We start from the raw sequence: 26,673 nt of genomic DNA, 5'->3' as shown, positions 1-26,673 counted from the left end.
CAGCACCGCCTCCGGGTTTTTTATCAGCCAAACATCGGCAACAGCAGATACAGCTTAATTACCAGCGCGTTAACGATATCAATAAAGAACGCACCCACCATCGGCACCACCAGAAACGCCATGTGCGATGGGCCAAAACGGTCGGTAATCGCCTGCATATTGGCAATCGCCGTCGGCGTTGCGCCGAGGCCAAAACCGCAGTGCCCGGCGGCCAGAACGGCGGCATCGTAGTTTTTCCCCATCATTCGATAGGTCACAAACACCGCGTACAGCGCCATCGCTACCGTTTGCACCGCCAGAATAGCAATCATCGGCAGAGCCAGCGACGCCAGCTCCCACAGCTTGAGGCTCATCAGCGCCATCGCCAGGAACAGCGACAGACTGACGTTACCCAATACCGACACCGCGCGGTCGAACACGCGATACAGCCCCAGTGCCGACAAACTGTTGCTGAGAATCACGCCGATAAACAGCACGCAAACGAAGGTCGGCAGCTCGAACACGGTGCCCATCAGCAGTTGCGCAACGATCTTCCCTACCGTCAAACAGATTGCAATTAACGCGATACTTTCAATCAGCACCAGCGACGTGATCATGCGTCCCATATCCGGTTTTTCAAACGCGGTCGGCGCCAACTGATCGTCCGGCGTGCCGTCCGGTGAAGAAGAGTGCTTAATCAGGTAGCGCGCCACCGGTCCGCCAATCAGGCCGCCAAGCACCAGGCCAAAAGTTGCGCAAGCCATCGCCACTTCGGTGGCGTTGGCAAAGCCATAGCGCTCGACAAACACTTTACTCCACGCCGCCCCGGTTCCATGACCGCCGGAAAGCGTAATCGAACCCGCCAGCAGCCCCATCAGCGGGTCGAGGCCCAGCAGCTTCGCCATGCCGATGCCGAGGGCGTTTTGCAGCAGTAGCAGTCCCACGACAACGATCAGGAACGTCCCCACCACTTTGCCGCCAGCCCGCAAGCTGGCGAGGTTGGCATTCAGACCGATGGTGGCGAAGAACGCCAGCATCAGCGGATCTTTCAGACTCATATCGAAATCGATTTCGATATCCATGCTCTTCTTAAGCACCAGCAGCGCCAGCGCAACCAACAATCCACCCGCCACGGGCTCAGGAATGGTGTATTTTTTCAGGAAAGGGACGGTTTGAACGAGTTTTCTACCCAGTAGCAACACTAGTGTTGCGGCAACGAGCGTCGATAAGGTATCGAGATGAAACATAAAAAAGAGCTCCTTATAGGCGCATGATCCATTCACACGCGACGGTATTCCCGGTGTCGATTGCTTCTCATCATGAGTAATCGGGAGGGGATTTTAAGCAGAAGTACGGAAAAAAGGACAGAAAAAGATATTTTGTAGGGATAATGATGCGATCAATCATACAAAATGTTAATAATTTCTCTAAGCCTATTCCCTGTATAAATATTTATCGCTAAAGAGTGGCAAACGTTTGCTTTTAGTCTACAGTCCGATAAAATCCCCGCTTTGCCACCTTTGGGATTGTTGTGATGTCCGTTAACACCGCAGAGTCAGAAAATGCGCAACCGGTTGCGCATAAGCAAGTCAGCGAATTAATCTACCGCCTTGAAGACCGCCCACCGCTACCGCAAACTCTGTTCGCCGCTTTCCAGCACCTGCTGGCGATGTTTGTCGCAGTCATCACCCCGGCGCTGTTAATTTGCCAGGCTCTGGGCCTCCCGGCTCAGGATACGCAACACATCATCAGCATGTCTCTGTTCGCCTCCGGTGTCGCATCCATTATTCAAATTAAAGCCTGGGGACCGGTTGGCTCAGGGCTGCTTTCAATTCAGGGCACCAGCTTTAACTTCGTCGCACCGCTGATTATGGGCGGTACCGCGCTGAAAACCGGCGGCGCCGATGTCCCAACCATGATGGCTGCGCTGTTCGGTACCCTGATGCTGGCCAGCTGCACGGAAATGGTCATCTCCCGCGTACTACACCTTGCGCGGCGCATCATTACGCCGCTGGTCTCCGGCGTGGTGGTGATGATTATCGGTCTGTCGCTGATTCAGGTTGGCCTCACTTCTATCGGCGGCGGCTACGCGGCCATGGCTGATAACACCTTCGGTGCGCCGAAAAACCTGCTGCTGGCGGGTATCGTGCTGGCGCTGATTATTATCCTTAATCGCCAGCGCAACCCCTATTTGCGCATCGCCTCGCTGGTGATCGCCATGGCAGCGGGTTATCTGGCAGCCTGGTTCCTCGATATGCTGCCGACCAATACCGCGCCAACCGACAGCAGCTTGATTATGGTGCCCACGCCGCTTTACTACGGTCTGGGTATCGACTGGAATCTGCTGCTGCCGCTGATGCTGGTCTTTATGATTACCTCGCTGGAAACTATCGGCGATATCACCGCTACCTCCGACGTCTCCGAGCAGCCGGTTTCCGGCCCGCTATATATGAAGCGTCTGAAGGGCGGCGTGTTGGCTAACGGCCTGAACTCGTTCGTCTCGGCGGTATTTAATACCTTCCCGAACTCCTGCTTTGGCCAGAACAATGGCGTGATACAGCTGACCGGCGTCGCCAGCCGCTATGTCGGTTTCGTGGTCGCACTGATGCTGATCGTGCTCGGCCTGTTCCCGGCGGTAAGCGGCTTTGTACAGCATATTCCTGAACCGGTACTCGGCGGCGCGACGCTGGTCATGTTCGGTACCATCGCCGCTTCCGGCGTACGTATCGTCTCCCGTGAGCCATTGAACCGCCGTGCGATCCTGATTATCGCCCTGTCGTTGGCCGTCGGCCTTGGCGTTTCCCAGCAGCCGCTGATCCTGCAGTTCGCCCCTGACTGGCTGAAGAACCTGCTCTCCTCCGGCATCGCTGCCGGTGGTATAACGGCAATTGTGCTGAACCTGGTTTTCCCGCCAGAGAAAAACTAATCCTGCCTGATGTCCTGGCCGCGTGATGCTGGCCAGGGCATGTACATCATCCACCTCACATCATCTCATTACACAATTCCTGTCTTGAGGATTGCGCATAATTCGGGCATAACAGCCTTATGTGCCTCGCTCAGGAACGAAGATCATGAAATTTCTCGGAAAGCTGATTCTCTGGCTGCTGATTGCTCTGCTGGTGGTGATCATTGCGGCTTATTTCCTGCTGCAAACCCAATGGGGCGCGCGCCAGGCCAGCGCCTGGCTAAGCGACGGTACCGGCTGGAAGGTCTCTTTCAACAAAATGGACCACAATTACTCCTCGCCAATGCACCTGCAACTGCAAAACGTCACCCTTGGTCGTGACGGCAAACCGGCGACGCTGGTGGCTAAAACAGTGGATATCGGCTTTAGCAGCCGCCAGTTTAGCGACCCACTGCATGCCGACGAGATTGTCCTCAGCGATGGCACCCTGAACTTCTCGCCTTCATCGGCAGCCTTACCTTTCGCCGCCGACCGCCTAAAGTTGCGCAACATGGCGTTTAATAGTCCGGAAAGCGACTGGGATCTCAGCGCTCAGCGCGTCACCGGCGGCGTCAGCCCGTGGGCACCGGAAGCGGGCAACGTCCTCGGTAAGAAAACGCAGATTCAGATGAGCGCGGGGTCGATGACGCTGAACGGCATCGAAGCCAGCAACGTGCTGGTCCAGGGGAGTATCGATAACGGTGAAGTGGCGCTCTCGACCATCGGTGCAGATGTTGCCCGCGGCACGATGACCGGGACGGCGAAACGCAACGCCGACGGCGGCTGGCAGGTCGATAATTTACGCCTCAGCGAGATCCGCCTGCAAAGCGATAAATCGCTCGCCGACTTTTTCGCACCGCTGACCACCCTTCCTTCGCTACAGATTGGTCGTCTTGATATGACCGACGCCAGCCTGCAGGGGCCTGACTGGGCGGTCGCTAGCCTCGACCTTAATCTGCGCAATCTAACCCTGAGCCACGGCGACTGGCAAAGTCAGGAGGGTACGCTGTCGATGAATGCCAACGAGTTTATTTATGGCTCACTGCATTTCCTCGACCCGATCCTCAACGCCAGTTTCTCACCGCAGGGTATCGCGCTGCGCCAGTTCACCTCACGCTGGGAAGGCGGGATGGTGCGCACTTCCGGCAACTGGCTGCGTGCTGGCCATGCTTTGGTTCTGGATGACGCCGCGTTCGCCGGGCTGGAATACACGTTGCCGGCTAACTGGAAGCAACTATGGATGGAACAACTGCCGGAATGGTTACAGAGCCTGACCCTGAAGAAGTTCAGCGCCAGCCGCAATTTGGTCATTGATATTGAACCTGAATTTCCATGGCAGATCACCGCCCTCGACGGCTACGGCGGCGAGCTACAGCTGGTGAAGGACCGCAGTTGGGGTATATGGAACGGCAGCGTGACGCTGAACGCCGCCGCAGCAACGTTTAACCGCATTGACGTTCGCCGCCCATCGCTGAAGCTGAGCGCCAACGCCTCAACGGTGAATGTTAACGAGCTTAGCGCCTTTACCGAGCGCGGGATCCTGCAAGCCACAGCGGCGGTATCGCAACTTCCGCAGCGCCTGGTCAATCTGAGCCTGAACGGTCGCGGCGTGCCGCTGAATATTTTGCAGGCGTGGGGCTGGCCTGCGCTGCCGGTTTCCGGCGACGGCAATCTCCAGCTGACGGCAACCGGCAGCGTGCTCGCGGATGCGCCGCTGAAGCCGACCGTCAACGGTCAACTCAGCGCAATTAATATGGAGAAGCAGCAGGTTGCGCAGGTGATGCGCAACGGCGAAGTCACCAGTACCCAGGCTCCTTCTGCTCCGGTAATTTCTACCCCCTAGCTTCCCCTCACCCTCTCCCCGGCGGGGAGAGGGAACCGCCCTCTGCACTCTTTATTTTTTAAGCCCCTGTTTTATGCCCACACCGAGCGACCCCCTCTTCCTTCCAGGGAGAGAGATGGGTGAAGGTAATATTCCAATGAAACCTGTTGCCATTTAGCGGCTATTTGTACCTATTTTCCGCAACCTGTTCCTTTCAAATAATGGACTTGCTATAACAAAAACACTGGAAGTTAAAAAAATAATTAAAGTCCCTGAACCTACAAAAATAAAGGAACAACCATGTCTGTAATACGTCAACGTATTATGGAGAATATGCAAAAATTCTCCAGAGCAATGATCGGGGCTGTATTGTTCTTACCGGTCATCGGCTTAATTTTGGCACTCAGCTCTGTCTTAACCAACCCAACATTAATTTCGGAAACCAGTTTTTTACACCAGCTCGGGCAGCTCCTCGGAGATACCTTCTGGCCCTTATTTGGCAACCTTGGATTACTATTTTGCGTCGGCATCAGTTATGGCCTGGCGAAAGATAAAAAAACCGAAGTCGCGCTGGTTTCGGTGATGTGCTTTATCATGTTCCTTGGCGCCAACCACTCCTGGCTGGAGCACACCAACGGCCTCGCGGAAAAAATTAACGGCGAATATTACGGCACCGGGCAAACCCAGCTGTTAGGTTTTGTTGTGGTCGATATGGGGGTCTTTCTCGGGATTATTCTCGGCTGCACCATTGCCTGGGTGCATAACAAAGTGTCGACCATTGAGCTGCCCGGCGCGCTCTCTATGTATGGTGGCGCGAAGTTAACGCTGGTGGCGATGACGCCGGTCGTCATCTTCTATGCTATCGCCTTTACCTGGATCTGGCCGTTCATGACCCACGGCATCGCGGCGCTGACAGGATTTATGAAGAACGCTGGCGTGGCTGGGGTCTTCGTCTACGGCTTCTTCGAAAAATTCCTTATTCCTACCGGCCTGCACCACTTCGTCTGGTCGCCGTTCCAGCTCACGCAAATCGGCGGTTCGCTGAGCGTCGACGGGCAGGTAGTTTCCGGTACTCAGGCCATTTTCCTCGCCTATATGCGTCACCCGGATCTGACTCCGGTGATGAACGAAGCTTTGCGCTTCTCGCAGCAGGGAATGACCACCATCTTCGGCCTTGCTGGCGCGTCGCTGGCGTTCTACCACACGGCGAAGCCGGAGAAAAAAATGATGGCCAAAGCGATTCTGCTGCCCGCTATTATCACCTCGATGCTTACAGGTATTACCGAGCCTATTGAGTTTACCTTCCTGTTTGTTTCGCCGCTGCTGTGGGTTATCCACGCCACCCTGACCGCGGCCTCGCAGGCCATTTGCGATATCTTCACCATTCGACCCTGGGGCGCATCCGGGCTGATTGAGTTCCTGATTTACAACCTGCCGCTGCCGGTATCCCTGACGCGCTGGCCCGGCTACGTACTTATCGGTATCGGTCAGTTTGCGGTCTACTACGTTATCTTCCGTACTCTGGTCGTTAAGCTGAATCTCAAGACGCCGGGTCGTGAAGACGATGAAAATGTGAAGTTATATAGCAAGGCGGATTATCGTAAAAAAATGGGTGAACCGCAGTCGGTAACCAATGAAATTATCAATGGCTTAGGCGGTAAAGAGAACATTATTTCCGTCGACAACTGTTTCACCCGTCTGCGCGTCGCGATTCATAATATGGAGCTGGTTGACGATGCCATATTAAAAAGCACCGGCGCAAATGGTGTAGTACGAAATCGTAATGAAGTTCAGGTTATTTACGGCGTCAAAGTGGGACAGGTTCGTTCCCGGGTTGATAGCTGGCTAGCAGAAAATTAATTGGGAGTTATTTATGAAATTAACCGTATTAGGCGGGGGCGGCGTTCGCTCTGCATTCCTGGCAAAGTCTCTGGCATATAACGCGCACCGCATTGGTTTAAAGGAAGTGGTATTTCTCGACAGCTCTGCCGATAACCTGGCTGTATTTGGCGAAATCGCCCGCTATGTGTTTAATGCCATTCGCCCGGATATTCACTTTAGCATTACCAGCGACCCGGTATCAGCGCTAAAAAACAGCCACTATGTGATAACCACCCTGCGCGTAGGCGGCGATGAGAGCCGGATCCGCGACGAGCGGATCGCGCTGGAAAATAACACCCTCGGCCAGGAGACCACTGGTGCAGGCGGGTTCGCCATGGCGATGCGCTCTATTCCGGCGATTCTCAATTACTGCCGCCTGATTGAAGAGCACGCTGCCGAAGACGCCATTCTGTTTAACTTCACCAACCCATCAGGGCTGGTCACCGAGGCGATTATCAAATCCGGCTTTAAGCGCCGGGTGTACGGTATCTGCGACGCCCCGTCGGAGCTTATTCGCGAGCTGCCGGAAATCCTCGGCTGCGACGAACACGACCTCGGCGTCGAGTGCTATGGGCTGAACCACTTCTCCTGGTTTACCCATTTCACCGTACGCGGCGAAGATGTCACCGAACGGCTGATCGCCAGCCCGGATTTATACCGCAAAACGGCGATGCAGTACTTTTCGCCGGAGCTGGTCCAGCTGTGTGATAAGCAGTTGCTTAATGAATATCTCTATTATTACTACTATCGCGAAGTGGCGTTAAAAGCGATTCAGAACGCACCGGAAACTCGTGGCGAGCAGATTGCCCGCATCAATCACGATATGCGCGAAGAGCTGCGAACCATTGACGTAAAAGCCAACCCGGAAGCGGCGTTTACCATCTGGATGAAGCACTATTTACGCCGGGAAAACAGCTATATGCAGAACGAGTCGCAGCAGGAGAAATTCCACACCCGCGAACCGTTGACCTTAAAACAGTTTATAGAAGAGCCGGATACCGGCGGCTATGCGGGCGTGGCGCTGGATATTCTGGAAGCCGTCAACAGCACTACCACCAAGCGCATCGTGGTGTCGATGCCCAACAACGGCACGCTGGATTTCCTGCGCGCGGACGATGTGATTGAGATCAGCTGCGATCTGAGCAAAGACGGCCTGAAGCCGGTGACGCCGAAACATGTGCCAACAGCGCAGAAAAACATGATCGCCAGCGTGAAAGAGTATGAACGGCTGGCGGTGGCGGCCATTTTGCAGCGGGATAAATCGCTGGCGGTCCGGGCGCTGATGGCGCATCCGCTGGTTGGCTCTTATTCATTGGCGAAAACGTTGGTTGACGCTTATCTTGATGATAAGCAGTTCGCCGACTGGCAATAAACGCCCGGCTAAATTCCCCGGATGGCGGCTAACGCCTTATCCGGGCTACGGGTTCACAGCCGTTTGCGGGCCGGTAGCCCGGACAGGCGCATCAAGCGCCGCCTCCGGGAAATGTGTCGGACCTGAGGCATCGGCGCGGCTTCATCCCGGTGGCGCTGCGCTGACCGGGCTACAAACTCACAGCCGTTTGCGGGCCGGTAGCCCGGACAGGCGCGTCAAGCGTCGCCTCCGGGAAATGTGTCGGACCTGAGGCACCGACGCGGCTTCATTCCGGTGGCGCTGCGCTGACCGGGCTACAAACTCACAGCCGTTTGCGGGCCGGTAGCCCGGACAGGCGCGTCAAGCGCCGCCTCCGGGAAATGTGTCGGACCTGAGGCATCGGCGCGGCTTCATCCCGGTGGCGCTGCGCTGACCGGGCTACAAACTCACAGCCATCTGCGGGCCGGTAGCCCGGACAGGCGCGTCAAGCGCCGCCTCCGGGGATACCCGTCTGCATAAACCACATCTTCAGCAACCGCTCAAAACCGAGTATGCAATAACCGAAAAACGGGTTACTCCAGTAAATATCGTCATCGAACTTCTGCGGGTCATGAATGATAAACGCCGTATCCGCCGCCTGCGCCAGCGGGCTTTGATAATCGCCAGTAAAGCAGACCAGATTAATCTCTTTCCCCTCCAGAGCCTTCACCCAGTTCAGCGCCGAACTGCTGCGCCCGGATTTGGAAATAATCCAGATCGAATCAAATTTGGCGGCGTTCTTCTGCTCCAGGATTTCATAATCCGGCCACAATGCCAGGCTGGCATTCACCCCGATCACCAAAAACTTATTATAAATATACTGGGCGATCAGCTGCGAAAAGCCGCTGCCGTGAATCAAAATGCGGTGATTTTGCAGACTTTCCAGCAGCGGGGTTATCCCCTCCACCGGCTGAATGCTCATATAATCGATATCGTTAGTCACATCGAGTTTGGGCATGGTGATATTGAATTTAATAAAGTAGACCAGCTCCAGCCAGCCGCTGAATTTCAATTTCTTCGCCAGCCTCACCAGCGAGGAGGGATTGCTATAACAGTGTTCCGCGACGGCGCGGACCCCCTCGCGAACGCATTGCTCAGGATCGTTCTGGATAAAGCGCAGCACAGTCATCTCAGTTTTGCTTAGCTTCACATCACGAAAGATATTTTCTAAATCCATTCCGGGCTCCTCTCAGCGGCAAACTACGCTATCACCTGGCGGCAATAGTGTCTGTGGGATGAATCACCAGAATGAAATGAACGTTACTTTTTTCGACAAAATGGAATAAAAAAACCCTCTTCATAAACGAAGAGGGGTTAGCTCGTAGCCCGGTCAGCGCAGCGCCACCGGGAGGATAACCTGAGCCTGCATTACGCCTGTATTCCCGGAGGCGGCGCTTGACGCGCCTTGTCCGGGTTACGGGTCCGCAGATAGCTGCGAACCCGTGCTTCGGGATAGAAAACCTTACAGCGTAATCGTCAGCGCGTTGCCCTGCGCGGTGACGACTGCACCCAGCTCGCTACCCGCCTGAGCGCCGCCCTGCACACCCGCAACCTGCGGGATATTGCGCAGACACAGCGTCCAGCCGCTGGCGTCGCCTTCACCGCTGACGGTAATGGTGTTGCCCTGGCGTTTCGCCTTCAGCGTGAAGACCACCGAACCGTCCGCAGCCGGAACCTGGCAGACGGCTTCGCGGCCATCGTCGAGGTTGAACAGCTGGAAAGCGGTGCCTTCGTTCCACGCGTAGTCCGGCTTCTGGTCGTTGTTGCCCAGCGCCAGCAGGGTGTTGTCGCGCACGTAAACCGGCAGGCTCAGCACATCATGATTCTGCTTATGCCAGCGGCTACCCTGCGCTTCGTCGTTGTGCCACAGATGCGTCCAGTTGCCTTCCGGCAGATAGAACTGCACATCGCCCGCTTCGCTAAACACTGGTGCGACCAGCACGGAATCACCCAGCATATACTGACGATCCAGATAGTCACAAGCCGGGTCGTGCGGGAACTCCAGCATCATTGAACGCAGCATCGGCGTACCGAACTCGTTGGCCAGGGCTGCCTGGCGATACAGATACGGCATCATGCGGCATTTCAGCTGCGTGAAGTGACGCACTACGTCGCAGGACTCGTCATCGTAAGCCCACGGCACACGATAGGATTTGCTGCCGTGCAGACGGCTGTGGCTCGACAGCAGGCCGAAGGCGCACCAGCGTTTGTAGACGTGAGCAGGCGCGGTGTTTTCGAAGCCACCAATATCGTGGCTCCAGAAACCAAAGCCGGACATCCCGATCGACAGGCCGCCGCGCAGGCTTTCCGCCATGGATTCGTAGTTGGCGTAGCAGTCGCCGCCCCAGTGCACCGGGAACTGTTGCGCGCCCACCGAGGCGGAACGGGCGAACAGCACCGCTTCTTTCTCGCCAACGGTCTCTTTCAGCACGTTCCACACCAGCTCGTTATAGATGAAGGCGTAGTGGTTGTGCATTTTCTGCGGGTCGGAGCCATCAAACCACTGCACGTCGGTCGGAATACGCTCGCCAAAGTCGGTCTTGAAGCAGTCAACGCCCATCTCAATCAGACCTTTCAGCTTATCGGCGTACCACTGGCAGGCTTCCGGATTAGTGAAGTCATAAATCGCCAGGCCCGGCTGCCATTTATCCCACTGCCACAGCGATCCGTCCGGACGTTTCAGCAGATAGCCTTTCTCGTGCAGCTCTTTAAATACCGGCGAACGCTGGCCGATATACGGGTTGATCCACACGCAGACCTTCAGATCTTTATCTTTCAGGCGCTTAATCATGCCTTCCGGGTCAGGGAATGTGACCGGATCCCACTCAAAATCGCACCACTGGAAGGCTTTCATCCAGAAGCAGTCGAAGTGGAACACGTGCAGAGGCAGATTGCGCTCCGCCATACCGTCGATAAAGCTGTTAACCGTCGCTTCGTCGTAGTTGGTGGTAAACGAGGTGGTCAGCCACAGGCCGAAGGACCAGGCTGGCGGCAGCGCCGGACGCCCGGTGAACCGGGTATAGCGGTTCAGCACCTCTTTCGGGGTCGGGCCGTCGATCACGAAGTATTCCAGATGCTCGCCTTCGACGCTGAACTGCACCTTAGAGACTTTCTCGGAGCCGATTTCGAAAGAGACGCGCTCAGGATGATTAACCAGCACGCCGTAGCCGCGGTTAGTCAGATAGAACGGAATGTTTTTATACGACTGTTCGGTGCTGGTACCGCCATCTTCGTTCCAGGTTTCTACCGTCTGACCGTTACGCACCAGCGCGGTAAAGCGCTCGCCGAGGCCGTAGACGGTGTCACCGACGCCGAGATCCAGGCGCTCGAACATATAGTTGCGATTAGTGTTCGTATCCTGCACATAGCCGTCGTTTTTCAGCTGGCTGCCGGTAATACGTACGCCGTCGCGCAGGAAATCCAGCGACCAGAAGTCACCTTTGGTGACGCGGGCGGTCAGGTTACCGCTCTTCAGCTCGGCAAACTCATCGCCGTTCTGAATTTCAACGTTTACATCTTTCAGCACGTTCAGCGGGTAGTGCGGGCCGTTGTTCAGCGCACCCTGGAAGTGCTCCATGCGTACGCCGATCACCCCTTCCTGCGGGGAGAAGAAGCGTACGGTAAAGAGCGGAACGTCCAGCTGAGCGGCACGCTCACGGACTTCGCGAGACGCAACGTAGACCACCATCTCGTTACCCTGCTGCTCAACCTCATACACCTGCACGGGTTGGATCAGATTGAGCCCTGGTTGGATAAGCCAGTTTCCATCACTGATTTTCATCAATAGCTTCCTCTTAGTTTTGCAATTCTTTGCCTGTCGGCGCTGAAGTGAAGTCGTGTTCGTTGCGGCGAGCACCCTGAGCCAGTTCCGCCATCATCTTTTTCAGGAACGGCGTTTTCAGGGTGTAGTAGCGTTTAGCGATAACCGCGCTCAGCAGGTAGCAGACTGCCGGAGCGAGGGTGAACAATGAGATAATGATGGTGATGGTAGCGCTGTTCTGGGTTTTGGCTGCGGCATCGTAACCGCCGCCCGCCAGCATCCAGCCAATCATCGCGCCGCCCAGCGCCAGGCCCAGCTTGAGTACGAACAAGGTGCCCGCGAAGCTGATGCCGGTCAGGCGTTTGCCGTTACACCATTCGCCGTAGTCGACGGTGTCGGACATCATCACCCACTGAATCGGCGTGACCAACTGATGCAGTACGCCAATCACGAAGATAAAGGCGAACATGGTGATTTCGGCATCCATCGGCACGAAGAACATCGCCACGCTCAGCACCGCCAGGATGGCGTTGGTCCACCAGAAGACGCTAACTTTGCATTTCCAGTCGGTGAGCGGCTTCGCCAGCGCCGAGCCGATCAGGTTGCCGACGCAGTAGGTGGTGAGGAACGCGGTAAACAGCGCAGCGGATCCCATGATCCAGGTGGTGTAATACATCATCGCGCCGCCGCGAACGCAGACCGCGAGAATGTTCAGAATGGTCAGCAGGCCAACTACGCGCCACTGATCGTTGCGCCAGATATCGCGCAGATCTTCACGCATCGAGGTGGAGCTCGGCGGCGCTTCGACGCGTTCTTTGGTGGTGAAGAAGCAGAAGGCAAGCATCAGGAAAGCAATCACCGAGAGCACCGCGATACCGCCCTGGAAGCCAAACGCCTTGTCTTCGCCGCCGATAAAGTTCACCAGCGGCATCATCAGGACGGTCGAGAGCATGCCGCCCGCCGTCGCCAGCACAAAGCGCCAGGACTGCAGGGAGATGCGCTGAGTCGGGTTGTCGGTAATGACGCCGCCCAGCGCGCAGTACGGGATATTGACCACGGTGTAGAGCAAGGTCAGCAGAGTGTAGGTGACCGCAGCGTAAATCAGCTTGCCGTTATGGCTCAGGTCAGGCGTGCTGTAGGCCAGCACGCAGACGAGGCCGAACGGGATCGCGCCAAACAGTATCCACGGGCGGAATTTCCCCCAGCGGCTGCGGGTGCGGTCGGCCAGCAATCCCATGCACGGGTCGGATATCGCATCCAGCGCGCGGGCCAGCAGGAACATGGTGCCGACATAGCCGGCAGGAATACCAAAAATATCGGTATAGAAAAACATCATATACAACATGACGTTATCGAAAATGATATGACTGGCGGCATCGCCCATGCCGTAGCCAATCTTCTCTTTGACGGACAAAATATGATCTTTCATAACAACACACTCATCTCTCAGCGCTACCGCTTGTTGGTACCGGTTACAGAATTTGTAAACTATCCGCGCGGTAAGATGAATTGCGATATCTCATAATCAAATTACGTTTCTTGTTTTATGTGATCTCGGTAGCCTGAAAGAGTGTATAAAAGTGTAACCCACGGATTTTGCAAGGATTTGTTTAAGAAGGTTCTGTAAAGTCCAGTTTTAACAGTAAAAAAGTGCGTTGGGGTATGTGGTTAATGCAGGAAAGTAGCTATAATGCGCCCCGCCTCCATGTAGCAATTGAGGCGCGGAAGATCGTCATCTCCGGTGAGGTGGCTGGACTTCAAATCCAGTTGGGGCCGCCAGCGGTCCCGGGCAGGTTCAACTCCTGTGATCTTCCGCCAATTAGCTCTACTGAACCCCCCTGAAGTCAAGAAAGTCCCTTCCTGTCCCTTAAGATAAAGCTTCAGCTGTATCCCAATGTTAAGCGAATTCAATCTACATAGTGTTATTTTTGGATAGTGTATTCGGGGAGGAATGTTACGTTATGTAATAGCCGCCGATATGGTCGATGCCCCTCCTGCCTCCGAATTTACCAGTGCTTTACCTATGCTGAAAAAATACATCCTCCCCCCTCTTTTTACGGCCAGCACTCTCTACTTCCTAAACGTACAGTAAACAGAATCTCATACAGCACATTGTAAATGGCACTTATATTGATCTAGATCATTTTTATTTCTTGAGAATAACCCTCCTACATTTGTCTTAGTTTAGTTTGTCCGCATTGAGGTTTTTCCTAAAAAAACACATTCATTTTTTGAATGATTTTAAAAAAACAATAAAATATATTTAATGTATTTTTTTGTTGACTTTTGATTTATTGAATTGATTCATGTAATTATAACTTTAACCAGAGCAAGATTCATTAATAAAATATTATATGTAGATGATATTCTTATTTTATTGAATTGCCCTATTGAATACATATATTCAATAGGCCTCAGCTATTATTAAATCCATTTCAATCAACTCAAACGATTGTGAAGAATTTTCATTATCTGTTTAGAATTGAACCAAGAAGACTTTTGGGCATTCACTCCAAGGATTCTGGAGTAGTTTAAAAGTTCGGATTTACAGGGATGTTATTACTCAAGGAGGAAAGATGAAGCACATTCTTATTTCTGATGATTCTTTTTTTTTAAACGGTGCCAAGGCATTATTGCTGGAGAGCGATATTGCTTTTGAAACTATTAATCTAAATGAAAAAAACGCCAGAACATTAACTCGCACACTGTGTCGCGGGGATGTTGTTTTAATTGCTGTCGATAATATTTACTATCGCCGCGAGCTAGTAAATATTGCATCATCAATTTCCTGTCGTGTCGTATTTGCGCCTGCTTTCCATCACATACAACCTGTAGAAAAAGAACTACCATGGATAGTGCCCCGTCATGTGGAACCAGGTTATTTTATAAAGCTCATGCGCAAATTGTCGGATGAGTCTATGAGTCAGCAGAGCCGACTATATGATTACTTTAAAGTGATGGATTATTTTTGTGAATCTCACAAAACTTTTGGTTATCACTATATTAAACACACATCGATTAAAAGATTATCACAGAAAAAAAGGCTAATCCTGAAAAAATACAACCTTGATTCATCCAACAGTCAGGGAGAGTTACTATGTCGGGATGTCCTTCTTTTAAAGAAAAAACATCAGGAAAAAAAGCACCTGAAAAATCTTATCTGCGGTAACTAAGATATTTCTTTGTTTGATTCTTATTTGTTAAGTATTGAACAAAGAGAACCACCTGCATCTGCAGGAATAATATCACCAAAACTGAATGAAAATGGAGTTTTTTATGACAATGAATCGCGCACTGATTACTGCTGCACTGGCTTCTGCTATTTTTTCCGGTAATGCTTTAGCAGCTAACAACACCATCACTTTTATGGGTGAAGTGACTGACGAAACCTGTTCTGTATCCGTAAACGGTACTGACGTTGCCCCTATCGTTCTTTTACCGACCGTACCAGCATCAGCATTAGCAGCCTCTGCGGCGACTGCTGGACAGACTACATTTGATGTGGGCGTCAGCGGTTGCACAGGCTCTGCAGCCGGTGTAAACATCTCAACTGTTTTTGTGGGTAATAACGTCAGCGCAACTGGTAACTTAGCAAATACCGGCTCTGCAGGTAACGTGGAAGTTCAGATTCTGGATACTGCAAATACAGATATCGACTTTAGCAGCGTCTTTAACGGTGCAGGTGACCTTTCTCTGGCAGCAAACGAAACTGAGAAAACTGCAACATATACTGCCCAGTACTATGCAACTGGCGCAGCAACTGCAGGTACCGTTCAGTCCTCTCTGCAGTATGCCGTTTCTTATCAGTAAGTAGCATTATGGCGGGATAGTTTATCCCGCCATAGATTTGGCTTTATTATGAGGTACATCGGATGAATATTCATAGCCGGAGAATACATTCAGCTTTTTTACTTTTTCTTCCCCTTTTTTTTGGCTATGGCTGTCAGACACACGCTAGCGTAACGATGACCGGTACGCGTATTATTTATGATAGCACAGCGAAGTCAGCAGATGTTCAGCTAAAGAATAATGATAACTTCCCCTATATCGTCACCTCCTGGTTTGACAGTGGAAATATTCACGACGCTCCTGAAAAGGGACGGGATATTCCGTTTGTGGTGACGCCACCTGTATCTCGCATTCAGCCCAACAGCGGACAGGTTCTGAGAATAGTTTTCACAGGGGCTAAAACGTTACCTCAGGACAGAGAATCTCTTTTCTGGTTTAACTTTATGCAAGTCCCTCCGTCTAATGCTCTGCAAGGTGATAACGCAGAAAAGCAAAATAAAATACTGGTGATGCTGCGTAACCGGGTTAAATTATTTTATCGCCCAAAAGGATTGGCTGGCGATCCTCAAAAAATGCTAAAAAACCTACAGATCACTCATCTTTCTCAGGGAGGGAATGCCGGTGTTCTTGTTGTAAATAACCAGCCCTATCACGCCTCACTGACAAAATTAACCTTACACAGCACTTCCGGTGATTTCACGCAGAAAGCCGATATTATTGTGCCTTTTGGCAGTGAAAAATTCTTTTTTAATGGTGCTAAACCGTCCGGAATTAAGAGTGTGACCATTACATTGGTTAACGATCAGGGAGCGAGAATAAGTGAAGAATATCCACTATAGCACACCGGAACCTATTTCCCCCGGAAAGGTGAAACTGTCTGCTTTGCTAATATCAGTATTGCTCTCCTCTCAGGCTGCTGCGGATGATTTTTTTTTCGACCCGGCGTTGCTGCAAGGCAGCAGCTACGGGCGTGACGTGGATTTAAGTCGCTTTAATACAAATGAGAGCCTGCTTACTCCAGGAAGATATACTCTCGATATTTACCTCAATGGCCAACTTATCCGGGGTAAAGAAGATGTATCACTGGCCAGCGTCGACGGGGCGTCTGGTCCCGTCGAACCCTGTTTATCACAGAGTCTAATTGAACTCAGTGGAATACGTATTCCACCACAGGTAGAAAAGGACTCTGCGAATTGTCTGATGGTAGGGAAAACAGGAAAAGATGTGCGCTGGGAAGTCGACATGGCAAAGCTGCGGCTAAATCTTAGCGTTCCCCAGGCTAGTTTACAGCATACCGCACGTGGATATATCCCGGTCTCAGAATGGGATAGTGGCGCTATAGCACTATTTGTCCGTCATAACACTAATTTTTATCATACAGAAAATACCAGAAGCAATTATAACTACGATTATCTGTGGAGTAATATCAACGGAGGCGTAAACGCAGGTCTCTGGCAAATTAGACATCAGGGAAATTTACGTTACGCCGACAATAGCATCACCGGCAGTGATTACAAATATAACGCCGTGCGTACCTGGGTTCAGCGCCCAATTCCGGTCATAAACAGCGTGCTCACCCTTGGCGATACCTACACCAACAGCAGTTTATTTGGCAGCTTATCCTTTAACGGTATGAAACTAAGCACCGATGAACGTATGTGGCCTCAAGGTAAGCGGGGCTATGCCCCTGAGGTACGCGGCGTTGCCGCAACAGCAGCACGTGTTGTGGTCAGCCAGTTGGGGCGGGTCGTTTATGAAACAACGGTGTCTCCCGGGGCATTTGTCATCAATGACCTTTATAATACCAAGAGTCAGGGTGATCTTCAGGTTGAGGTTATTGAGGCAAACGGGGATCGTTCCGCCTTTACCGTGCCGTATTCTGCCGTTCCTGACTCCGTCCGCCCGGGTAACTGGAACTACGAGCTGGCTCTGGGCTATGTGCGCAATTACTACAGCATCGAAAATAAATTTTTTGAAGGCGTTCTGCAGCACGGGGTGAATAATTATCTGACCACCAATGTAGGCACCAGATTGGCGCAGGATTATCATGCCGCTCTGCTGGGAGGCGTATTTGCCACGCCCGTCGGTGCGTTTGGATTAAATACCGTCTATTCACACGCCAAAGTGGAAAATGATCAAACTGAGTAAGGCTGGCGCATTGAAGCCAGCTACAGTAAGACGTTTACCACGGGCACCAATCTCGTTCTGGCGGCTTATCGCTATTCAACCAGCGGATATCGTGATTTACAGGATGTATTAGGCGTCCGTCGCCAGAATGAAAAAAGAGTAGTCTATTATTCAGACACGCTGAAACAACGTAACAATTTCTCGGCCACGTTGAGTCAGCCTATGAACGAATGGGGCATGCTGAACCTAACCGGAAGTACCGCAGACTATTACGGTAACGCATCCCGTATCACGCAGTTACAGTTTGGCTATAGCAATACCTGGCGCGACATCAATTTCAACGTCAACGTTGCCCGCCAGCGCTCTGTCGAAACCGGTCGTTTTTACGACAGCGTAAATGATAATGATTACCATACCAGCAACAGGCGTAAATATACGGAAAATACCGTTTCGCTTGGCATTTCAGTTCCTTTAGATTTTGGAAACCATCGCTCAAGGTTGTCATTTGATATGAACCGTAGCCGGAACAGCCAGTCAGCGATGGCTGGCATCAGCGGTTCTGTTGGAGAAAACGGAAACTTCTCTTATTCCGCGTATGCCGGTGCGGAACACTTCAAAGACAGCGGATCGAACGCACTGCTCGGCGCTAACGTGGAGCAGAGAACCTCGCTAGGCTCCTTCAGCGCTTCCGCTTCTAAAGGTAACGATTATCGCCAGTATGGCGCGGGCATGTCCGGAACGCTGCTGGCGCACCGTGGTGGAGTGACGGCAGGGCCCTATACAAGCGAAACATTCGCTCTCGTCCATGCGCCGGGAGCCGAGGGGGCATCCGTTCGTAACGGACAGGGAGCGGAAATTGACCGCTTCGGTTATGCGCTGCTGCCTTCATTAACCCCTTATCGTTATAACAATGTCAGCCTTGATTCCCGGGAAATGAATGAGGATGTGGAGCTTCAGGGGGGAAGTAAACGTGTCGTCCCTTACGCTGGCGCGATCCCCAGGATCAATTTTGAAACGGTCAGCGGTAGAGCAATATTAATTAATACCGAACTGAGCAATAAAGAGTTTCCACCAATGGGCTCTGAAGTCATGAATGCGAAAGGTGAAACAGTAGGTATGGTTGGCCAGAGTGGCCAGGTCTACGCACGTTTAGCCGAGCAGTCTGGGATTCTATTTGTTGAGTGGGGCAAACGTAACGATCAGAGCTGTAAGGTTTATTATCAACTGCCAGGAAAAAGCGATGCTTCTATTTCCCGGTTGACGCTTCCCTGTCGTCAGGAGTAATTCAGGATGAAATATATTCATATTTTCTGTGGCGTATTGCTCAGCGGGCTGTTGTCGGGACCGGTATTTTCCGCCTGTAAAAAGGTCACCTCTGCCAACGATCTTTCCCAGGCGGCAAAAGACGCCGGCTATATCGCCTCAAGCTGGGGCGGGACTGGAGATTATGACGTCACAGGTAAAATCAGCCTGCCTGCGGTCATAACGCTCAGTAACGGAACAGGTTTTCAGCCTGACGGCACCGTGCTTGGCAGCGGAACGGCATCCTTTGTTCCTAATGGCAGAACAACAGGCATGACGGCAAACCGCATTATGTACCGCTGCGATGTCTCAGAACTCGGTCAAATTTATGAGTATTATGCCACCAATGGCGATGATAATTATGGTGGACATGCTGAAGTGAGCGGTATGCAGGATACCTACTATACATATGTCAGAAGAGTGGGTTCCCGTTTAACCAATTTAAAAACGGGTGAATACTATACCCGAGCATGGAAGCGGCGGAGTATTCCGGATAGTGATGTCTTTAATGACGGTACTTATATTTATGTCCCGGCCAGCGCATTCAGCGATGTAATGTTGGAAGTAATCCGCGTGGATGACCGCAATATCGGAAATAATGCCGGACGTTATCAGTATGCATGGCCCGGCCCACTTGGATATCTTGCTTTTCAGGGTGGGGGGTTAAGTTCAGGCTTATATGACGGTGCCGATAGTAATTCAAATTATGATGGATGGGGGGCTGCAGTCTGGGCTGGCGGATGGAGTCTGTATCGCCAGACCACTATTGTCCGGGGAGCCACCTGCCGAATTAATGATTATCCCTCTGTCGTCAGGCTCCCGGTCGCCGTCGTGGGTGAACTAACAGCCGGTGGCACCAGCCAGGCGTCATTCTCAATCAATGTGGAATGCGAATCCGGAGCCAAATCTAGTACTTCTGCTTCGACGGCGACGTCTGCCAATGTGGCGATGGGATTTATTGTCAACAACGCCACTGCTGCCAGTAAAGCAGCATCTATGGGACTGGTAACGCCATCGGGTGGGTATACCTGGCTTCTTGATAATAACTATGATGCCAGCGGAGTCGCTTCCGGGGTGGGGATTAGGCTCTACAGTAACAAGCTTACTGGGCAACCGCTTAATCTGTTACCCGATATGAGTATTACCGGAACGGGTAATGATCGGGGATGGTATGCCTTTAAGGATATCACCGAGCTTGTATCGAGTGGTTCAACGGAGTTCTATTCTGGCGATTTTACAGCTTCTCTTGAAGCAATTCCGGGAGAAATAGTCACGGCGGGGTCAGTTTATGCGCAACTTCAGGTTGTGGTTAATTTTCAGTAAATGGCATATAGCGTGCTTACTTTGCCTGGCAATATTTCAGTCCTGCCAGATGGCCCAGGCGGTGGTCAATGCTGAGGCCACTCGGGTGATTATTCATTCAGGAGAAAAAACGGGAAGCCTCGCGCTATCAAATTCAGAACAGCAGCCCATGCTGGTTCAGGTCTGGGTGGATGAGGGAGATCCTCTGACGCCCCCGGAGAAGGTCATCACGCCGGTGATCGTTACGCCTCCGGTTTTCAGGATGCAACCGGGAGAGGTCAGGGCAATCAGGCTGCTTATCAGCAGCCGGGAGGGCTTAAGCCAGGACAAGGAGTCGTTATACTGGCTCAATATCTATCAGATCCCGCCGATGAAGCCTGAGGATAAGGCGCAGCAACATAAGGTCGTATTACCGCTGCGTATCCGGATGAAATTATTTATTCGTCCTGAGGGCGTACCCTCCCCCACAGAGAAAGAGGGTGCAAGACTTGGTTTTCGTTTTGATGAACAACGAAAACAGCTACAGGTAACGAATCCGACCGTTTGGCATCTGACGTTAACTAACCTGAAATGTGGTAACTATAGCGCTGAAACCGTAATGATAGCCCCCGAATCCACTATTTTGCTGGATTTGAACGGAGCCGTCGGGACGTGTTCGACGGTAAATTATGAATTAATCAATGATGAGGGCAATCGCTGGTCATATCAGCGGCATGCTGCCAATTAGGCCGCTAAGCGTGCTATATGTTGCCGATAAAAGCGGGCACGGTAACCATGCCCGCTTTCGCGCACGGCGCTGGCTGATAATATCGCTGACAGCCGCAGTAAGACGGCATAACGCTCGAGTTTAACTTTTCAATATAACTGTTATCGCCAGCGGTCGATTTTTCCCCTCCGCGCTGCGGTCTATCCTCAATACATTCAAATGATGAATCCAGTTCGCAAACCGGAGAGCGTATGAAAGCGATTGCGATTACCCGCACAGCGGCGGAAGGCAGCAATATTCCTTTTTTAACTGAGCCGGTTGCCAGGGGCACGACCTGCTGGTTGAAGCGAAGGCCATTTCTGTCAACCCGGTGGATACCAAAGTATGCGCCGGATTTAACGCCGATACTCCGCGCGTGCTGGGTTGGGATGCCGGCGCGCTGGTCCGCCCCGGCAGCAGCAGCGAATTCCAGTTAGTGGATGAGCGCATCGTGACTCGCAAACCTCGTTCGATGGATAACGCCACAGCTGATCGCTGCTCTCGCTCCGCAGGGCAAGCTAGCGCTGATTGACGCTCCGCAAACCTTCGACGTGGTGCCGCTGAAGGCAAAAGCATTTCCCTGTACTGGGAGTTTATGTTTACCCGCTCAATATTCGAAACACCGGACATGATTGCCAGCATCAGTTGCTGGCCCGCGGCGCTGCCTGTTTTTAGCCATCATATTCGCCATTGGGTTGTGGTGGCTCTGATCCTGTATACAGACTAACCCGACCGCCCCACGCAGGCCGGGGCAGTATTGTCCTCAGTGATAACGGTACTGAACGCCACCAGGATAATAAAGAAAGCGACAAATTCAGCGCTGATCAACAATACGTCCGTCAAGCCATAAGCGAACATCGACAGCATAATAAAAAGCAGCAGCAGATTATTACGCCGCACGGCAAGCAGCGCGCCGCTGATATAAAACCCTAAAATCAGCGCCAGCCCAATCACGCCCTGTAGCGAAAAGGTGTCGATTATCTCGTTATGCAGATGGACGTTAATGTACATCATCGCGGTTTTATTCTCCGGATGATCCTGCACATAATCGGTGCTCAAACGTTCACGGCTCTCCATCGACTGCCCCAACGGTTTATGAACACCGTTATAAATGCCTACCGTCCACATCGAGAAGCGCGCGCCCAGTGACGTATCATCATTACCGGTCTGGTAAGTCGAGATTTCATGCACCGTCTGGGTAATTTTCGGTTTGATATGAGCGTTGAAGTTGATACCCACAATACAGAGAACCACCACCGCCACGCCCAGCATCGGCTTGAGCTGAATCTTTTTGAAATTAAACAGCGTGAGCAGGAAGATTAGCACCGGATACAGCCCCATAGCCGCCCGCGTACCGGTGAAGATAATATTCAGATATGAGATAAGCATCACCGCAACAGCCAGCATATAAGCCTGTCTTTTACGCAGTTGAAATAACGCATAGATAAATGCCAGCGACAGCGTTGAATAGATATAAGCGGCAACCGTAGGCCGATTAATCGCCATCTCAACCCGCGAAATACCCTGCCACTCCTGGATAAAACCATATACGGTTGCCAGCAGCAGGCTAATACCCGCAACGATAAGGAAAATTTTCTTCAGGGCGTTGCGGTGAAGATGATGTTTAAAGCTATCCAGATACAGCACCAGGATGCTGCCGAGCAGCAGTTTTTTACCACCGAGAAAGTGATCGTTATAGTGGTTGATATGACCGTGCTTCACCTCGTAAAAGAGAAACCACAGCATCTCCATCGCCCCAACCATCAGCGGCAGTAGAGCCACCTTGAAGCGTATTTTTCCAAGGTTTTTCCGCTCAAGAAATAGTCCCAGCACGCTGGCATATATCGCCAGATAAAAAAATACACGCTGCTGGGCAGAGTCCAGCAACAGGAATAATAGCGATATCGCTGCCAGTATTATCGTTAACGCGTAGGTATTGCGACTTATCTTTTCCATAATGCCTGAATAGCCTTTTTCTTATAACTTAATCTCACGTCAGGAGACATAAAAAAACCCGGAGATAAGGTTGATTTTATTTTTTCTTCAATAATGCTGATTTGTTCATGAGTTAACAACTGAGCATGTTTCAAATAAATATCCAACCAATGGCAACATACCAGCCAATGAAATGAAGAGGGAAACACTCTCTCCATTCTTTTTGTGCAGTTAATTAAATGGCGGATTTTTGTTTTATCCAGCACGCTGGAGAGGCTATTCGCCCGTTTGACGTAGTGATAATGCCCCTGTTTCTGAAACCAGATATTCTGCGAATGCATCAGAAAAGCAGGAAAAACGGCAAAATCTTCATAGCAGGTCATTGATGGAATCGGTGCGCAGAGGTAAATATCCTTACGAATAAACTGGCCGATTAAATGCGCCTGAAAATCTTTATGGATCAGAAAACGGCGAATAGCCTCGTGCTGTGGGAGTTTAATCGGCGAAAAACCGGTCCAGTCGCTATTGATGACGCTAAAGTTACGGGTTTCAATCAGGTGCGTCAGCAGCAAATCGGGCCTCTGCTGTTTAAGAAACGCCACCGCATCGCGCAAGCTTCGCGGCTTGAGCAGATCGTCGCCATCAACCATGGTGATATATTCACCACGGGCCATCTGCACCGCAATATTTCTGACTCTACCGACATTTTTCAGTTGAACTTCTCTCATCTGAACCGAAGAAAACGTCTCTGCATAACGCTCAATAATCTGCTGCGTCTTGTCATAAGAGCTGTCATTAAGCACAATGACTTCAACATCCTTTTCAAAATCAATGGCCTTTTTCACACTTTCCAGCGTCTCAGCAAGCGTGAGCTCACAATTATGCGCTGTGATGATAATGCTTAAAAAGGGCATGGGCACTCCCGTTGAATAGTCTGGCTTTATCGTTTTTGAGGGAAGCGGAGAAATATAGCTTAGAAATAAGCGACAGATTCTATTCTTACTACCAATGATTCAACGCAGAAAGGAGTAACAAAGCGTAAAAAGAAGGATAAAAAGCCGCGAGAAAACAACAATCATTCATAACAAATTATAAAAGCATGAATATACAACAACATAACAAACCAATACATTCACACCACAAATTAATAAATAAAAACCAATCAACCCAAACAATTTATTATACTGTAAAAGCGTTTTTTAAAATATTGATTAAGCACTACACCACTTCTATTTATGGGCAATAAAAAAGTCCAAAAGCCTTCAGGCAAACAGGCCTTGCGTATTTTCTCATTTAGAATAATGATAATTATTTCTTTTTATCAGTAACGAAACTCTTTACCAAAAGACACGATTCGTTACTTATTACAGGCCCATTTAAGTTTAAAACCAGTCCGTACTATACCCTAAATAATTCGAGTGGCAGGAAGGCGGCGACGCAGTGAGTCCCCAGGAGCTTACTGAAGTAAGTGACTGGGGCGAGCGAGGAAAGCCAACGCACATGCAACTTGAAGTATGACGGGTATATATTAATAACTAACGAAATACCCTCTCGCCGCCAGGAGCTCTTTAACCCTTTGAGCTTTCCTCCTCTCATCCCACGTCAACCAGGCTACGCTTAACGCTACCGCGCAAAAAACGTTCTCCCCCTCCGTATTGTTCAACTCCATTATGTAGAAGAGGTTTTGCTATGCAGATCAACGCTATTGGTACGAACTCCGCCAGCCAGCCGCTGGGTGCTATGGCCATCACCCGCCGCGAGCCGGGGCCGGACGATGTGCAGATCGCCATTGATTATTGCGGCGTCTGCCACTCCGATTTACACCAGGCGCGCTCCGAATGGGCCGGAACGCTCTACCCCTGCGTGCCGGGCCATGAAATCGTTGGCCGGGTGACCGCCGTGGGTAACCGGGTTGCAGGCTATGCCGTTGGCGATCTGGTGGGCGTCGGCTGCATGGTCGATAGCTGTAAAGCGTGCGAGGAGTGCCAGGACGGGCTGGAAAACTACTGCGATCACATGGTGCTCACCTACAACGGCCCAACGCAGGATGCCCCCGGCCACACCCTCGGGGGCTATTCCCAGCAAATCGTCGTTCATCAGCGCTACGTGCTGCGCGTGCGCCATCCTAAAGAGCAGCTGGCCGCCGTCGCACCGCTGCTGTGCGCGGGTATCACCACTTACTCGCCGCTGCGCCACTGGAACGTCGGACCGGGCAAAAAAGTGGGCGTTGTCGGAATTGGTGGGCTGGGGCATATGGGGATTAAGTTGGCCCACGCCATGGGCGCTCACGTGGTGGCATTCACCACCTCAGAATCCAAGCGTGATGCGGCGCGGGAGCTGGGTGCGGACGAGGTCGTGGTGTCGCGCAACGAGAACGAGATGGCGGCACACGTGAAAAGCTTCGACTTTATTCTCAACACCGTGGCGGCACCGCACAATCTCGATGCTTTCACCACGCTGCTTAAACGCGATGGCACCATGACCTTAGTGGGCGCGCCCGCCACGCCGCATCCGTCACCGGAAGTGTTTAACCTGATCTTCCGTCGCCGGTCGATTGCCGGGTCGATGATCGGCGGTATCCCGGAAACCCAGGAGATGCTCGATTTTTGCGCCGAGCACGGTATCGTCGCCGATATTGAGCTGATTCGCGGCGATCAGATCAACGAGGCTTGGGAGAGAATGGTCAAAGGCGACGTGAAATATCGCTTCGTGATCGATAGCGCCACTCTCGGCGGCTAAGCGCCGCGGCGAAAGGTACGCCGCCACTCCGCCGGGCTGACGCCAAAGCGCGATTTAAACTGCTGGCGATAAGTCACGGCGGAGAGGTAGCCCACTTCCTCCGCCACCTGCTCGATAGGTAAATCCCCGGCTTCCAGCAGGATCTGACTACGCCGCAGGCGTTCGGCAGAAAGCCAGTCGGCGATACTCATACCGGTCGCTTTGGCGAAATGGCGGGTCAGGGTGCGGCGGCTCATTGCCGCCACCTGCGCCAGCGAATCAAGATTATGTGGTTCGCGGATATGCTGCTGGAGATACTCAAGCAGGCCGTTAATCCGCGCATCGCGGGTGTTTTTCGGTACCGGCTGGGCGATAAACTGTGCCTGCCCGCCCTCGCGGTGCGGCGGGACGATCATCCGCCTGGCAATCTGATTGGCGACAAGGCTGCCGAAACGCTGGCGGATGATATACAGGCAGCAGTCAAGCGCCGCCGCGGTGCCCGCCGAGGTAATAATGCGCTGATCATCGACGTACAGGGCATTGATATCCAGCTGCACCTGCGGAAACAGACGCTGAAAATCCTGCTCGAACTCCCAGTGGGTCGCTGCCCGCTTACCGTCCAGCAGCCCGGCGTAGCCCAGCACAAATGCCCCGAGGCACAGGCCGACGATTTCCGCACCGTTATTACGCGCCCGCGCAAGGCTGTCGAGCAGCGACTGCATAGGTCGTTGGTTCACCGCGCCCCAGTAAGGCACCACCACAATATCCGCCTGTTCAAGGGTCGCGAAGTCGCCGCTGGCGTTCAGCGCAAAGCCGTCGCGAGCGGTCAATAGCCCCGGTCGTTCGGCGCAAATATGCAGGTTAAAGCGTTTGGTTTCCGAAACCGTATCGCCAAACAGCATACAGGGCACCGAGTAGTGGAACGGGCTAAACCCGTCCACCGCTATAATCGCCACTTCCGTGAGTTTCATTACCCGCT

17 protein-coding genes, 1 tRNA gene and 2 pseudogenes are annotated in these 26,673 nt (G+C 52.1%); 13 read left to right on the top strand and 7 right to left on the bottom strand.

The annotated features are described in order from the left end of the window. Positions 1-23: 23 nt before the first annotated feature. A complete protein-coding gene (gene gltS, locus DA718_RS00605; RefSeq protein WP_112216054.1) occupies positions 24-1,226 on the bottom strand; it encodes a sodium/glutamate symporter in 1,203 nt (400 codons plus the stop codon). Between the two features lie 287 nt (positions 1,227-1,513). On the opposite strand from gltS, the gene xanP reads away from it, so the two are divergent. From xanP to DA718_RS00585, 4 genes are all read left to right on the top strand, one after another. Continuing rightward, positions 1,514-2,905, top strand: a complete 1,392-nt coding sequence (gene xanP, locus DA718_RS00600) for a xanthine/proton symporter XanP (protein ID WP_110276931.1) — start codon at positions 1,514-1,516, stop codon at positions 2,903-2,905. A 145-nt stretch (positions 2,906-3,050) separates the two neighbouring features. Continuing rightward, positions 3,051-4,766, top strand: coding sequence for an AsmA family protein (locus DA718_RS00595; protein WP_112216055.1), 1,716 nt, complete (start codon positions 3,051-3,053; stop codon positions 4,764-4,766). Positions 4,767-5,045: 279 nt separating this feature from the next. Then, entirely contained in the window at positions 5,046-6,605 is a 1,560-nt protein-coding gene (locus DA718_RS00590; protein WP_112216056.1) for a PTS transporter subunit EIIC, read from the top strand. Between the two features lie 13 nt (positions 6,606-6,618). Continuing rightward, positions 6,619-7,998 (top strand): family 4 glycosyl hydrolase, encoded by a 1,380-nt coding sequence (locus DA718_RS00585; protein WP_112216057.1) that lies wholly within the window; start codon positions 6,619-6,621, stop codon positions 7,996-7,998. A gap of 463 nt (positions 7,999-8,461) precedes the next feature. Here the strand turns inward: DA718_RS00585 and DA718_RS00580 are convergent, their stop codons facing one another. The 3 genes from DA718_RS00580 to DA718_RS00570 form a co-directional block, all read right to left on the bottom strand. After that, on the bottom strand, positions 8,462-9,193 hold the full coding sequence (locus DA718_RS00580) for a MurR/RpiR family transcriptional regulator (RefSeq protein WP_112216058.1): 732 nt from the start codon (positions 9,191-9,193) through the stop codon (positions 8,462-8,464). A 285-nt stretch (positions 9,194-9,478) separates the two neighbouring features. Next, complete coding sequence (yicI, locus tag DA718_RS00575; RefSeq protein WP_112216059.1) at positions 9,479-11,797, bottom strand: alpha-xylosidase; 2,319 nt, start codon at positions 11,795-11,797, stop codon at positions 9,479-9,481. Between the two features lie 13 nt (positions 11,798-11,810). Further along, entirely contained in the window at positions 11,811-13,205 is a 1,395-nt protein-coding gene (locus tag DA718_RS00570) for a glycoside-pentoside-hexuronide family transporter (RefSeq protein ID WP_112216060.1), read from the bottom strand. A gap of 294 nt (positions 13,206-13,499) precedes the next feature. Between DA718_RS00570 and DA718_RS00565 the strand changes: the two genes are divergently transcribed. From DA718_RS00565 to DA718_RS00530, 8 genes and pseudogenes are all read left to right on the top strand, one after another. Beyond that, a tRNA-Sec gene (locus DA718_RS00565) sits at positions 13,500-13,594 on the top strand. Between the two features lie 758 nt (positions 13,595-14,352). Further along, positions 14,353-14,949 carry a hypothetical protein gene (locus DA718_RS00560; RefSeq protein ID WP_112216062.1) on the top strand — a complete coding sequence of 199 codons (597 nt, stop codon included), beginning with the start codon at positions 14,353-14,355 and terminating at the stop codon, positions 14,947-14,949. 103 nt (positions 14,950-15,052) lie between these two features. Next, positions 15,053-15,586 (top strand): fimbrial protein, encoded by a 534-nt coding sequence (locus DA718_RS00555; protein ID WP_112216100.1) that lies wholly within the window; start codon positions 15,053-15,055, stop codon positions 15,584-15,586. 62 nt (positions 15,587-15,648) lie between these two features. Continuing rightward, positions 15,649-16,404: a fimbria/pilus periplasmic chaperone gene (locus DA718_RS00550; RefSeq protein WP_112216063.1), complete on the top strand. Its 756-nt coding sequence runs from the start codon at positions 15,649-15,651 to the stop codon at positions 16,402-16,404. 13 nt (positions 16,405-16,417) lie between these two features. Beyond that, positions 16,418-18,976: pseudogene (locus DA718_RS00545) on the top strand (fimbrial outer membrane usher protein). Between the two features lie 6 nt (positions 18,977-18,982). Beyond that, on the top strand, positions 18,983-20,317 hold the full coding sequence (stbD, locus tag DA718_RS00540) for a fimbrial usher protein StbD (RefSeq protein WP_112216064.1): 1,335 nt from the start codon (positions 18,983-18,985) through the stop codon (positions 20,315-20,317). An 85-nt stretch (positions 20,318-20,402) separates the two neighbouring features. Continuing rightward, positions 20,403-21,023, top strand: coding sequence for a fimbria/pilus periplasmic chaperone (locus DA718_RS00535; protein ID WP_267285564.1), 621 nt, complete (start codon positions 20,403-20,405; stop codon positions 21,021-21,023). Between the two features lie 230 nt (positions 21,024-21,253). Then, positions 21,254-21,707 (top strand): annotated as a pseudogene (locus tag DA718_RS00530) (MDR/zinc-dependent alcohol dehydrogenase-like family protein); the annotation flags it as partial. A 57-nt stretch (positions 21,708-21,764) separates the two neighbouring features. Here the strand turns inward: DA718_RS00530 and DA718_RS00525 are convergent. Both DA718_RS00525 and DA718_RS00520 read right to left on the bottom strand, forming a co-directional pair. Further along, positions 21,765-22,997 (bottom strand): O-antigen ligase family protein, encoded by a 1,233-nt coding sequence (locus tag DA718_RS00525; protein WP_112216069.1) that lies wholly within the window; start codon positions 22,995-22,997, stop codon positions 21,765-21,767. Beyond that, positions 22,985-23,890, bottom strand: coding sequence for a glycosyltransferase family 2 protein (locus tag DA718_RS00520; RefSeq protein ID WP_112216070.1), 906 nt, complete (start codon positions 23,888-23,890; stop codon positions 22,985-22,987). Before DA718_RS00520 ends, DA718_RS00525 begins: the two co-directional genes overlap by 13 nt. 775 nt (positions 23,891-24,665) lie before the next feature. On the opposite strand from DA718_RS00520, the gene DA718_RS00515 reads away from it, so the two are divergent. Continuing rightward, a complete protein-coding gene (locus tag DA718_RS00515; RefSeq protein ID WP_112216074.1) occupies positions 24,666-25,715 on the top strand; it encodes an NAD(P)-dependent alcohol dehydrogenase in 1,050 nt (349 codons plus the stop codon). On the opposite strand, the gene DA718_RS00510 is transcribed toward DA718_RS00515, so the two are convergent. Further along, a complete protein-coding gene (locus DA718_RS00510; RefSeq protein WP_112216075.1) occupies positions 25,712-26,665 on the bottom strand; it encodes a GlxA family transcriptional regulator in 954 nt (317 codons plus the stop codon). The genes DA718_RS00515 and DA718_RS00510 overlap by 4 nt on opposite strands. Positions 26,666-26,673 lie beyond the last annotated feature (8 nt).

Origin of the sequence: Klebsiella huaxiensis (genome assembly GCF_003261575.2) — a bacterium.
GTDB classification, from domain to species: Bacteria; Pseudomonadota; Gammaproteobacteria; order Enterobacterales; family Enterobacteriaceae; genus Klebsiella; species Klebsiella huaxiensis.
This window is presented reverse-complemented; position numbering and strand designations above follow the sequence as displayed.